The organism is Streptomyces sp. NPDC059008, assembly GCF_042749045.1.
GTDB lineage: Bacteria > Actinomycetota > Actinomycetes > Streptomycetales > Streptomycetaceae > Streptomyces.
In genome coordinates this window covers 38,610-50,691 of sequence record NZ_JBHYJC010000008.1, presented here as the reverse complement: position 1 = coordinate 50,691, position 12,082 = coordinate 38,610, and the positions used below count along the sequence as shown (strand labels likewise).

The window sequence follows — 12,082 nt, the reverse complement described above, 5'->3', positions numbered from 1 at the left end:
GTGGTGTCGATCTGCCCGTTGGTCGGATCACCTCCGCCTGCGCGGAGAGCACGCGTTGAGCAGCGGGCGGTCCGTGATGGAGAACGGATCACCTCCGCCTGCGCGGAGAGCACGATGAAGCCTTCGTCCTTGAGGTTCAGGCCGGCGGATCACCTCCGCCTGCGCGGAGAGCACACTTCACGACCTGCGACGCTACATCGACTTTGCATTTCCTTTAATCAAAGAGCGGCGGCTGTTCACCTAGTGCAACTTACCGCTATGGGCCCTGTCCAGGGCACGCCGACGACCGCCGACCCGAGCAAAGCGGCGTACCACCGCACCGGCACCGGCCGTCGAGTAGTCCGTCTGCGGCCCCAGATGCCCCAGCACGCAAGGGAGTTACTGACGCTCAGGCGACTGGAAGGACGGACGCTGTCAGTGCTGGGTGCTATCCATTGAGGCACTTCTTCGCGGGCGATGGGAGCAAGATGGCGAGTGGAGCAGTCGATGCACGACTTTGGGGGAAAGAGAGGGGACTACTCCGGCCGTATCCAGTGATTTGCCACCTTTTGGATACGGCGGCAACGGCTGGGGAGTTATGGGATCGGACGCTCACTGCGACAGCCCGCGAGCGCCTGGCTGAGGCGATGCGGATGCCCGAAGATCGGTGCCGGCGGCTGGTCTGCCTGTGGGCTGGACTGCATGACGTCGGAAAGATCATCCCTCCGTTTCAGGCACAGGTTCCGCAGCGTTACGCCTCGTTGAGTGGTGACGCTTCTTACGGGCACGAGCCGGGCGTCGAGGGCCAGCCCTTCCCGCATGACATCGCAACACAATGGGCGCTTACGGAGATCTTCGACAGTTGGGGATACCCGGCGTCAAAGAAGCCCCGGCTATCAGTTCACCATCAGGTGGCGCAGTTGCTCGGCGGCCATCACGGGCGGGTGCATCGTGCACTGAAGGTGAAAGAACTCCGTAACCCCGGTGCCTACGCTCGTGAGCTGGGAGGTCCCGGTTGGCAGGGCCAGCGGGGCTCTCACGCCGAGGCGGTGCGACGCCTGACGGGGTGTGGCCCGGATGATGCTCCGCCGGCCCCCCTTCCTGCGCATGCGGCCGTGGTCGTGCTCGGGCTAGTGGTGGTTGCGGACTGGCTTGCCAGTCAGGAAGAGGCGATTGCGGCGCGGCTGCCGGGGGGCGGGTGGCATGCAACCGATGAGGCTCTGCAGGCGCATTGGGCGAAGGCCGTCTCGGGGGCTGTGCCGCTGGTGGCTGAGGCGGGGCTGGGTGTGGCGGGCTTTCCGGAGCGGCCGTTCGGGGAGCAGTTTCCGTTTGCGCCGAATCGGCTGCAGGCTTCGGTGGCTGAGAGGTTGCCGGCCCTGGCGGACGGTCCGGGTCTTTTGTTGGTGACCGCCCCGACGGGCGATGGGAAGACCGAAACGGCCTTGCATGCCGCCTCGGTGATGGCACGTGCTGCGGGCTCTTCGGGGCTGTTCTTCGCCCTGCCGACCATGGCTACGGCTGATGCCATGTTTCGGCGTGTAGCGGATTTCGCGATGCAGAACGTTGAGGGTGATCGGGCGCTTACGTTGCTGCACAGCATGGCGTGGCTGAGTGAGGCATACGCGTTGCCGCTCGGCAACGGGTCTCAGGGTGGTTCGGAAGCGACGGTGAGTGATCCTCAGGCTCAGATCGCGGCTGGCGAGTGGTTGAGGGGTGCTAAGAGGGGGCTGTTGGCACCCTTGGCAGCAGGGACGATTGATCAGGCGCTGACCGGTGTGCTGCCGGTTCGGTACAACGTACTGCGGTTGTTGGGCCTGTCGAACAAGGTCCTGGTGGTGGACGAGGCCCATGCGTACGGGCCGTGGATGCACAGTCTCCTGGTGCGGTTACTGGAGTGGCTGGGTGCCTGCGGTGCGCCGGTGGTGTTGTTGTCTGCGACGCTGTCGGGTCGTACGGCTTCGTCACTGGTGGATGCCTATCGGCGTGGTGGTGGGCATCTTGAGGCGTCTGGCGTGGTGCCGGTGTATCCGGGCTGGGTGTACGTCAGCGGGCGGACGGGAGATGTTTCGCCGCCGTGTGCGGTGGAGGGGAGTCGGTCACGTCGTGTCGAGGTGACGTCGGTCCCGGTGCGGTGGGGTCCGTCCAGTGGTGGTGTGCTCGGGCGTGATGTGGCCGTGGTGGAGCAGTTGCGGCCACTGGTGGAGCAGGGTGGCTGTGCGTTGGTGTGCTGTACGACGGTGGCCGAGGCGCAGCAGACGTTCCGCATGTTGCGTGAGGTTTTCCCTTCGCTGGCGGATGCGGAGGACGGGTTGCTGTTGTTGCATTCGAGGTACCCGGGTGCGCGGCGGGCGGAGATTACGCGGGCCTGTGAGCGGGCTTTCGGCAAGCCGGGGGTTGGGGGACGGCGACGGCCGCGGGTGTCGGTGCTGGTGGCAACGCAGGTGGTTGAGCAGTCCCTCGACTTGGATTTCGATGTCGTGATCAGTGATCTGGCGCCGCTGGCACAGCTGTTGCAGCGGGTGGGGCGCTGTATGCGCCATGACCGCAGTGGGTTGGGGCTGGAGGACGGCGGTAGACCTGATTGGGTGGGCGATCGGCCTCGTCTCACCGTGCTGGATCCCATGGCTGACGAGGTGAGGGGCATGGCGCCGCGGTCATGGGGCTCGGTCTACGCCCAGGCGCTACTGACGCGCACTAGCGAGCTTCTGCAGAGGTACGCCGGCCGTGGGATCGCCGTGCCTGGTGATGTGCAGGAGCTGGTCGACGAGGTCTACGCGGAGGACTTCGCGGACCGCTTGGACGATGTCGCGGACCGTGACCGACTCAAGCGGGAGGACGCGGAGCGGTGGGGGGCTGTGCTTGCGGAGGAGTCGCTGGCGCAGATGACGTTGGTGAATCCCCCGAACGGGATGATTGACCTTGCCGAGTTGAGCCGGGACGGCGATGTGATCGATGAGGCGCTGGTCACGACTCGGCTGGGTGCCGACTCGGCGCGGGCAGTGTGCGTCTATGTGCAGCGCGGCGGATCGGTGACGCTGGATGCCCAGGGAGATGTCCCGGTGCCGGGGTGGCAGAGCAATCGACGGCTGTCGCTGGAAGACGTTCGCGCAGTGGTGCAGCAGTCGGTCCCGCTGCCAGGTGGGTGGCTGCGGGAGCGGGGTCCGGATCAGCAGGTCCCTGAGTCGTGGGCGAAGCGCGCGGCGCTGCGCGAGCTGAGCGTCCTACGGATGCGCCGGCCAACGAGCGATGACGCATGGTCATGCAGGGTCGGAGATCGATCAATTTCGGTCAGTGCGGTAGGAGTTGAGAGTTCGTAAGACACACCACCGTCACGCTTCCTATCGTAAGAACAGCTTGTCGGGCACGCCGCGGCGGGCCCGACAAGCGCCCCACCCCCCGGCCCAGGTACGACACCCCATCCACGCGTTGAACAGCCACCAACACCCCGGTCACCCCCACTCGCGCGGGGAGGTTGACGAGCCTACTGAAATCCATCGTCGTAGAGGTGACATGTCTGCTGAACTCCATGATCTGCTCACCGAGCCGGTACTTCCGGTGCGGTGGTCGCACACGGCGCGAGGTGGTGGTCGGCCGCCGGACGCGGTCGGCTTGAGAGAGCTGTTCTTACGGGCGCACGAGATCGCGGCTCTGGCCATACCCCTGGCGCCGGCGCTATCGGGGCTGTATCGGATCCTCTACGCCCTGACCGCCCGCATCACCGAACTCGACGTTTCCCGCAACTGGCACACAGAGCGCGACCGCGTCCTGGAGTCGGGACACTTCGACCCGGTCGGCATCGACCGCTACTTCTGCGCGTACCCAGACCGGTTTCGACTCTACGATCCGACTCATCCCTTTCTGCAGGACCCGCGTCTGACGAAGGAGTGCGACAAGCCTGCGGGTCTCAACAAGCTCATCACCACTAGGCCCTCAGGCTCCAACCACGCCTGGTTCGAGCACAGCGTCGACTCGCGACCACACCCCGTTTCCTCCGCCCAAGCGCTGCAGCACCTGATCGTCTGGCGCTACTACGGCCCTTCCGGGCGCTGCGCAGCGCGCACCGTACGTGGCGCGAAGGAGGCCAACTCCACCGCGGGGCCGTTGCGCAGCGCATTGTCCTACCACCCGCTGGGTCGGACTCTGTTCGAGACGTTGTTGGCCGGTTTGCCGGAACCCGACAGGGCACGCCAGTACGTCCGCGCCGACGATCCCTGTCCCTGGGAACGCGACACTCCGACCGACCCGTTGACGCTCAAGGGGGTCGTCACCGGACCGATGTCGAAGCTGGTGGGGCACAACCAGCACGCGCTGCTTCTGGTCCCCGGCGCGCAGGGCACTCAGGCGGTCAACGCATATATCACCTGGGCCTATCGCGAGCGTATTCCGCGCAATGACGACTATGTGATCTGGCAGACGAGCCAGGCGGGCAATCGTTACGCCCGCTATGCCGACTGCCGACGTGGTCTGTGGCGTGACCTGGACGCTTTGCTGCTCCACGATCCGCCCGGCGTGGAGACCCGCCGGCCACCGGTCTTTCCCACGGCGATCGATGTCTTCGGGGACGGGGAGGGTCTGCGGGTGCAGGCGCTGGGCATCGACCAGGAGGGCCAGGCCAAGGACAGGCAGATTGTCTCCGCGATCACTCCGCCCGTCGTGCAGTTGATGGAGGAACGCGACGAAGTCCAGGCGCGGCTGGTGGGAGACCTGCGGCTCGCCGGTGAGCGTGCCGGCCGACGTTTGGACCGTGCTGTCAAACAGGCGTGGGCGCAGTTCAGCAACGCCTCCAAGGCGGAGGACTGCGCATGGTCGGCCACTGCGGCCGCGTACTACTGGCCGGCCGCGGAGTCGGAGTTCTGGCAGAGGCTGCGACAGCGTCACTTCGACGGTGCTGCTCAGGCATTTCGGTCCACCGCTGAGCGCATCTATGACCAGGTCACCCAGTCCGCAGCCGGCACGGCACGAGGCGCACGGGCATGTGAGTACGCGCGCATCGAGCTCTATGGAGGCCGCCCGAAGAAGACGCCTGGTGCATGACCATCCCTGCCTGCTGGAGAACTCCGATGACCACCAGTTCCCCCGGACCGTCTGCGTCCGTAGCTTCTCACAACGGCCCGTCGCCGTGGCTGATCCAAGCCCGCGCATTCGTCCGCGAGATCACCGCCGTAATCACCAAGGACGGAGGAGCGCGTGCCGCCTTGCGCAGCGGCGTGGGCAAGGATCTGGACGACGTCCCACGGATGCATCGCATCGTCGCTGCCCGCCTGCCTGCGGCCGTACTGAACGATGAAGACGGCCAACGGCCTTACTACACGGTGGCTGCCCTGATCGCCGCCTACCACCGACCCGGCGCCACAGGGTCGGCAATCGAGCTTGTCGATCAGCAAGACGACGTGTCCGACGATGCCCAGCCTGAACAGAAACCCTCTGGCGCAGCCGCGGCCACACATACAGACAGCCCCGTACAGCCGGCAGAAGACGCGAAGCCCCGACAGGAGGCCCTCAGCAGCTCCGAGGGCGAAGAACAGGGGCGTAATCGCTACGGCGAAAGCCTCGGTTCGACCTACGCCCGGGCCGTCGCCGCCGGAGCACGCAACGGCATCCGCGAAAGCGCCGCCGAGACACGTCTGAACCTACTGAGTAAGCAGAGCACTTCCGGTGTGCACCGGCACCTGCCGGCCACGGCACGGCAGCTGTGCGACCGGGGCACCCCGCCGGACTGGGCACGGCTGTTGGTCGATCTTCGGAACTGGCCGCAGCAGCATCGCCGCATCGCACGCCGATGGCTGCAGGACTATCACCGCGCCCGCAACGCAGCCGCGCTCGATGCAGCCTGCCGAGCCGACGACGCCCCCCAGGAATCCCCCGACACCAGCGACGAAATCCCGAGCGCATGACCTCCCCCTCGCCTGCTATCCACCTCTGTCTCCAAGGAGATCGCTCATGACTACCGCCACTGCCCTGCCCGATGTCCCGGGACGCTTCGTCGATATCCACATCCTGCAGAGCGTCCCTTACGCCAATCTCAATCGAGACGATACAAATTCGGTCAAAACGGTTCAGTATGGCAACTGTGAACGTACCCGCGTCAGCAGCCAGTGCTGGAAACGTGCCGTCCGCCGCTACTTCCAGCGCACCATGGGCGAGAAGGCCCTGCGCACCCGCCGATTCGGCGAGAGTGTGGAGCGCCGGCTGGGCACCGAACACGGCTGGCCCAAGGACCTCGCCCGGCGCGCCGGCCAGCACATCGCCGCGGGCAGCAGCATCAAGGCCGACCCTCCCTCACAGGACGACCCGGCCTGGAGCACCAATGCCATGGTCTACATCCCCGATACCGCCATCGCCGAACTCGCACAACTCGCCGACACGCACCGTGAGTTGATCGAGAACGCCAAGGACATGAAGAAGGGCGTCAAGAGCGTCCTGCCACAAGCCGACATCGATGCGATCCTGCGAAGCCGCAACGGAGTCATCAACCTCTTCGGCCGCATGCTCGCCGAAATCGACGACGCTGGCGTCGACGGCGCCGTACAGGTTGCCCACGCCCTCACCACGCACGGCACCGACGTGGAGATCGACTACTTCGCCGCGGTCGATGACATCACCGACGCCTGGCGCGATACGGCCGGCAGCGCCCACCTGGGCAGCAACGAATTCAGTGCCGGGGTGTTCTACCGCTACGCCACGCTGGACCTGGCCGACCTCCTGCGCAACATCGGCGGGGACGTGAACGCTGCCCGCACGCTGACAGCCGCGTTCGCCGAGGCGTTCACGCTGTCGCTGCCCGAAGCGAAGAAGACGTCAACCGCCCCGCACACCATCCCCGACCTGGTGCAGATCAGCGTCCGCACCGACCGGCCACTGTCGTATGCGGCGGCATTCGAGAAGCCGGTGGACGCCGATCGCACTGGTGGGTTCGCCCAGCCGTCGCGGCAGGCACTCTCTCACTATGCCCAGGCAGCCGGGCGTCTGCTGGGCCCCCGCGGCGTGCTACACGCCGGATGGGCGAGCGTGGAAGACAAGGATCTGTCCGGCCTGGGCTCCCGTGCGGACTCCTTCGACCAGCTCATCGCCGAGGCCGTCACCGCCGCACTGGGCGAGGCAACCTCATGAATGGCCCAGACCCTGCCGCGCCAGGGCTCTTGCTGCACCTTGCCGGTCCACTGCAGTCGTGGGGAACGCGCAGCCACTACAACGAACGCGACACCGCGGCTCATCCGACGCGCTCTGGTGTCATCGGCCTGCTCGCCGCGTGCCTGGGCCGCACACGAGACGAGCCGGTGGACGACCTGGCGCAGCTGTCGCTCACCACACGCGCTGACCGACCCGGCGTAATGCTTCGTGACCTGCACACGGTCGGCGGCGGCCTGCCGTCGAAACTGACGGTCACCACCGCAGAGGGAAAAAAGCGGCCTCCGTCGCAGGGCACGCTCCTCACCCACCGCTCCTACCTGGCCGATGCGGCGTTCACCGCATGCCTCACCGGCGACCAGCACGTTCTGGAAGCGTGCCACCAGGCGCTACTCCGCCCGCACTGGCCGCCCTACCTCGGGCGCCGCTCCTGTCCCCCGGAAGGCCCGCTACTCATCGGCCTGTGGACCCACCCCCTGCACCACCTGGTGCACCTGCCCCTGCCCCGGCTGCCCATCACGCGCCCCGTCCGCATCGGCTTCCAGTCCGACGCCCCCCTCAACCATCTGCCCGCACCCCACACAGCCGGCGAACAGGACGCCGATGCGCTGGACGGCACCACACCCGTCAGCGAAATCAACGACGACCCACAAGACCGGACACCCGCAGGCCGCACCTTCCGCGCACGCGACGTCTACCAGCGCACCCTCACCCTGCCGAACAGCCAGTACGCGGGCATGGGAACCGCCTACCTCAACGCCCTGACCACCTACACCGACAACGTCCGCCGCAAAGGAGCCGCGCGATGACCACCCTGTGGCTCACCCGCATCCTGCCCAGTCCCCGTGCCCGCGAGGCACGACATGACCTCACCAACGCCGTCAGCATGCACCGCCGCCTCATGAAGCTCTTCCCCGACGGCGTAGGCCCCCAGGCTCGCCGGCAGCTGGGCGTCCTCTTCCGCACCGAGGACAACGACGCCTCCCCCGTCATCCTCCTGCAAAGTCAGGTCCAGCCCGACCTGGACCGGCTGCCCGCCAACTACGGCCGGGCCGCCACCAAGGACCTCAGCCCCCTCCTGCACGCATTGCGCCCGGGCCTCACCGTCCGCTACCGCATTACAGCCAACGCAGTACGCAAACCCGGCCACACCACCCGCGCCGCCACCGGAGCACCAGCAGCCATACCACTGACCGGAGCCGACGCCGATCAATGGTGGCAACGCCAGGCAGAGGAGAACAGCGGCCTGCACTTGGACCTCGTACGCTCCACCCCACTCGACACCGCCCGCGGCACCCACACCCACAACAAGCGCCCCATCATCCACGCCCGCACCAGGTTCGACGGCACCGCACGCATCAAAGACCCCGATCTGCTGCGCCACCGCATCCTCGAAGGCATCGGACGAGGCAAGGCATACGGCTGCGGCCTCCTCACCCTTGCACCTGCCATCGGGCGTTCCACATGACCGAACAGCCGGCCGCACGGCGCAAGCTCGCCGCCCCCACCGTCGCCATGCTCCCCCGCACCGCCGACTCCCTCTCCTTCCTCTACCTCGACATCGTGCGCGTCCAGCAAGACGACACCGGTGTCTGCGCCGTTGTCACCACAGAAAAACGAGGCGCCGAACTGGTCTATCTGCCCACGGCAGCCCTCAGCTGCGTGCTCCTCGGCCCCGGCACCAGCATCACCACACGCGCCCTGGCAACCCTGGTACACCACGGCACCACCGTCATCGCAACCGGCGCCGGCGGCGTCCGCACCTACAGCGCCACCATTCCCGACTCCCTCAGCACCCGCTGGCTGGAACTCCAAGCCCGCGCCTGGGCCAACGACCACGAACGCCTCGCCGTCGCCACCCGCATGTACGAGCACCGCTTCGGCCCCCGCACCGTCCCACCTGGCACCTCCTTAGCCAGCCTCCGCGGCCTCGAAGGCCAACGCGTCAAAGCTCTGTACAAACTCCTCGCCCAGCAACACAAAATCGGCCGCTTCAAGCGCACCTACGACCCAGCGAAATGGGACGAACAAGACCCCGTCAACCTCGCCCTGTCCTCCGCCAACACGTGCCTGTACGGGATCGTCCACGCAGCCATCGTGTCCATGGGTTGCTCCCCCGCGCTCGGGTTCGTCCACAGCGGCAATCAGCAAGCCTTCGTTTACGACATCGCCGACCTCTACAAGGCCGAACTGACCATCCCGCTCGCCTTCACCCTGCACAACACTCCCCAACCCGAGCAAGCGGCCCGTCGAGGCTTCCGCGACGGCCTGCGTCTGTTCCGCCTCATGCCCCGCATCGTCTCCGACATCCAACGCCTCTTCTCCCCTGGCGAAACACGCGAACAACCGGACCTGGAAGAAGAACTGGTAGACCTTTGGGACCCGATCTCCGGTGTCATTCCCGGAGGCGTCAACTACGCGGCCGACGGCAGCTAACCGCAGCGCAACGAGGCACCACATGCCATCGATGATCACCCTCACCATGACGGCAGTCCCCGACCACTTGCGAGGAGCACTGACACGCTGGCTCTTGGAAGTAACGCCGGAACTCTACGTCGGCACAGTCTCCGCAAAAGTGAGAGACGAACTCTGGAATGCCGTCAGCGCCTGCGTCGGCGAAGGCATCGCAGTGCTCGCCTATCCCGCCAAAAACGAACAAGGCTTCGCCCTGCGGACCGCCGGCCAACGACACCGTCACCTACGCGACTTCGACGGACTCACACTCATCGCCTTCCGGAATGTCGAAGGCACCCGCGGAGTAGACCAAGAAGTCGCAAAGCCGATGTAGCGTCGCAGGTCGCGAAGGGTGGTCTCCGCGCAGGCGGAGGTGATCCGCCCCTGTTTTACCGCGACCCCCGCCCCTGGACGTGGTCTCCGCGCAGGCGGAGGTGATCCGCCCATGGCGGTCCTTTCGGTTGGTGGTGCGGGGTGGTCTCCGCGCAGGCGGAGGTGATCCGACGACGTTGCGGGGCACCTCGGGGCCACCGGCGTGGTCTCCGCGCAGGCGGAGGTGATCCGAACGCCTGGTGCCACGCCATGCCCATCAGAACGTGGTCTCCGCGCAGGCGGAGGTGATCCGCAGATGCTGGCGACGCTGGCAGTCATCGAGGCGTGGTCTCCGCGCAGGCGGAGGTGATCCGTCCCACCGCTTCGGCTTGTCCGACGGTGTCTCGTGGTCTCCGCGCAGGCGGAGGTGATCCGGTTCGGTCGGACTTGTCGTAGCCGGCCTTGACGTGGTCTCCGCGCAGGCGGAGGTGATCCGCTGAAGGACGCGGTAGGGGCCCTCGCCGACAAGTGGTCTCCGCGCAGGCGGAGGTGATCCGGACACGTACTGGGGGAGGGCGTTTGTGCTGTTGTGGTCTCCGCGCAGGCGGAGGTGATCCGTCCCGACAGGGGCAGCGGACCGACCGGCCGAAGTGGTCTCCGCGCAGGCGGAGGTGATCCGATGTCGTCGCGGTGGGCCTGGACGAAGACGACGTGGTCTCCGCGCAGGCGGAGGTGATCCGGGGATTCGTAGGCCGGAGCCGGCCAGGAGGGCGTGGTCTCCGCGCAGGCGGAGGTGATCCGCTCCGGTCTCCCGGGGAGACCTTGTCGCCGCCGTGGTCTCCGCGCAGGCGGAGGTGATCCGATGGAGAGGCTGAAGTTGCCCTTCTTGTCATTGTGGTCTCCGCGCAGGCGGAGGTGATCCGGCACTCGACATCGAGGTCACCGCCTACCGCGAGTGGTCTCCGCGCAGGCGGAGGTGATCCGCAGTCGCCCCCCTCGAGCAAGCCGCCGAAGCCGTGGTCTCCGCGCAGGCGGAGGTGATCCGCTGGCCGACGAAGCCGTCACCGCCGCCAAGGTGTGGTCTCCGCGCAGGCGGAGGTGATCCGGCATGGCCCCTTCCCCCGAACCCCAGCCCGGCGTGGTCTCCGCGCAGGCGGAGGTGATCCGTCGGCCAGCCGCTGTGGCCGGCCCGCTACAACGTGGTCTCCGCGCAGGCGGAGGTGATCCGGACCCCTCGGGTGGTGTCCCGTGGTGTGGAGAGTGGTCTCCGCGCAGGCGGAGGTGATCCGTCCACGATAACGATCAACCTCGCCGCCGTCTCGTGGTCTCCGCGCAGGCGGAGGTGATCCGTTCCCCTGGGACAACTGACCACCCCACCCCGGGTGGTCTCCGCGCAGGCGGAGGTGATCCGCCCCCCACCTCAACATGATCGACCAGGCGTTCGTGGTCTCCGCGCAGGCGGAGGTGATCCGACGCCGACGCCACCACGGACATCGACGCCCGAGTGGTCTCCGCGCAGGCGGAGGTGATCCGACCACGGACACGGGCTTCATGGCCCATGCTCTGTGGTCTCCGCGCAGGCGGAGGTGATCCGCAGCAGCACGGAGGCAGCCTCAAGGCGGCGTCGTGGTCTCCGCGCAGGCGGAGGTGATCCGTAGAGACCGTGCCACTCGGCCTGTTCCGGCTCGTGGTCTCCGCGCAGGCGGAGGTGATCCGCGAGTGATCGAGGTGCTGGGCTTCGTCCCCGGGTGGTCTCCGCGCAGGCGGAGGTGATCCGCTGTGGACGGCGACGGGCATGGTGTCGCCGGCGTGGTCTCCGCGCAGGCGGAGGTGATCCGTTCCAGCAGGACTTCGGGCACGTCAGGCACGGGTGGTCTCCGCGCAGGCGGAGGTGATCCGTCGTCGCGGCGGCTCTTGTGGGCCCGCATGGTGTGGTCTCCGCGCAGGCGGAGGTGATCCGCCCTCTTCGGCGACGGACGGCAGCTTGTCGATGTGGTCTCCGCGCAGGCGGAGGTGATCCGCGGCTGGCCAGGGTCGGGCTGCCGAGTGCGTCGTGGTCTCCGCGCAGGCGGAGGTGATCCGCCCTGAGCGCCCGCCTGAGCCCCGCAACCGACGTGGTCTCCGCGCAGGCGGAGGTGATCCGCGGCTGGCCAGGGTCGGGCTGCCGAGTGCGTCGTGGTCTCCGCGCAGGCGGAGGTGATCCGCCCTG

General features: G+C 67.2%; 8 protein-coding genes and 2 CRISPR repeat arrays (1 of these 10 running past the window's edge). All 8 genes read left to right on the top strand.

Going from position 1 to position 12,082, the window contains the following annotated elements:
- A CRISPR array of direct repeats spans positions 1–174; the repeat unit is 29 nt; unit sequence CGGATCACCTCCGCCTGCGCGGAGAGCAC (it extends 1,624 nt beyond the left edge of the window).
- A gap of 293 nt (positions 175–467) precedes the next feature.
- Positions 468–3,296, top strand: coding sequence for a CRISPR-associated helicase Cas3' (gene cas3 / locus ACFWZH_RS12845; RefSeq protein WP_384428682.1), 2,829 nt, complete (start codon positions 468–470; stop codon positions 3,294–3,296).
- Between the two features lie 193 nt (positions 3,297–3,489).
- Positions 3,490–5,013: a type I-E CRISPR-associated protein Cse1/CasA gene (gene casA, locus ACFWZH_RS12840; protein WP_384428680.1), complete on the top strand. Its 1,524-nt coding sequence runs from the start codon at positions 3,490–3,492 to the stop codon at positions 5,011–5,013.
- Between the two features lie 26 nt (positions 5,014–5,039).
- Complete coding sequence (casB, locus tag ACFWZH_RS12835; protein ID WP_384428678.1) at positions 5,040–5,873, top strand: type I-E CRISPR-associated protein Cse2/CasB; 834 nt, start codon at positions 5,040–5,042, stop codon at positions 5,871–5,873.
- 46 nt (positions 5,874–5,919) lie between these two features.
- A complete protein-coding gene (gene cas7e, locus ACFWZH_RS12830) occupies positions 5,920–7,089 on the top strand; it encodes a type I-E CRISPR-associated protein Cas7/Cse4/CasC (RefSeq protein WP_384428676.1) in 1,170 nt (389 codons plus the stop codon).
- Complete coding sequence (cas5e, locus tag ACFWZH_RS12825; RefSeq protein ID WP_384428674.1) at positions 7,086–7,916, top strand: type I-E CRISPR-associated protein Cas5/CasD; 831 nt, start codon at positions 7,086–7,088, stop codon at positions 7,914–7,916. The genes cas7e and cas5e overlap by 4 nt, the downstream gene beginning before the upstream one ends.
- Positions 7,913–8,575 carry a type I-E CRISPR-associated protein Cas6/Cse3/CasE gene (gene cas6e, locus ACFWZH_RS12820; protein ID WP_384428672.1) on the top strand — a complete coding sequence of 221 codons (663 nt, stop codon included), beginning with the start codon at positions 7,913–7,915 and terminating at the stop codon, positions 8,573–8,575. The genes cas5e and cas6e overlap by 4 nt, the downstream gene beginning before the upstream one ends.
- Complete coding sequence (gene cas1e / locus ACFWZH_RS12815; RefSeq protein ID WP_384428670.1) at positions 8,572–9,543, top strand: type I-E CRISPR-associated endonuclease Cas1e; 972 nt, start codon at positions 8,572–8,574, stop codon at positions 9,541–9,543. The genes cas6e and cas1e overlap by 4 nt, the downstream gene beginning before the upstream one ends.
- Before the next feature lie 22 nt (positions 9,544–9,565).
- Positions 9,566–9,895, top strand: coding sequence for a type I-E CRISPR-associated endoribonuclease Cas2e (cas2e, locus tag ACFWZH_RS12810; RefSeq protein WP_384428668.1), 330 nt, complete (start codon positions 9,566–9,568; stop codon positions 9,893–9,895).
- 18 nt (positions 9,896–9,913) lie between these two features.
- Positions 9,914–12,077: direct repeats of the CRISPR family, unit length 29 nt; unit sequence GTGGTCTCCGCGCAGGCGGAGGTGATCCG.
- Between the last annotated feature and the right edge of the window lie 5 nt (positions 12,078–12,082).

Excerpts from the sequence above, each read along its gene's own strand:
- casA (WP_384428680.1), top strand. The coding sequence starts at position 3,490 with ATGTCTGCTGAACTCCATGATCTGCTCACCGAGCCGGTACTTCCGGTG.
- cas6e (WP_384428672.1), top strand. The coding sequence starts at position 7,913 with ATGACCACCCTGTGGCTCACCCGCATCCTGCCCAGTCCCCGTGCCCGC.
- cas1e (WP_384428670.1), top strand. The coding sequence starts at position 8,572 with ATGACCGAACAGCCGGCCGCACGGCGCAAGCTCGCCGCCCCCACCGTC.
- cas7e (WP_384428676.1), top strand. The coding sequence starts at position 5,920 with ATGACTACCGCCACTGCCCTGCCCGATGTCCCGGGACGCTTCGTCGAT.
- cas3 (WP_384428682.1), top strand. The coding sequence starts at position 468 with ATGGCGAGTGGAGCAGTCGATGCACGACTTTGGGGGAAAGAGAGGGGA.
- cas2e (WP_384428668.1), top strand. The coding sequence starts at position 9,566 with ATGCCATCGATGATCACCCTCACCATGACGGCAGTCCCCGACCACTTG.
- cas5e (WP_384428674.1), top strand. The coding sequence starts at position 7,086 with ATGAATGGCCCAGACCCTGCCGCGCCAGGGCTCTTGCTGCACCTTGCC.
- casB (WP_384428678.1), top strand. The coding sequence starts at position 5,040 with ATGACCACCAGTTCCCCCGGACCGTCTGCGTCCGTAGCTTCTCACAAC.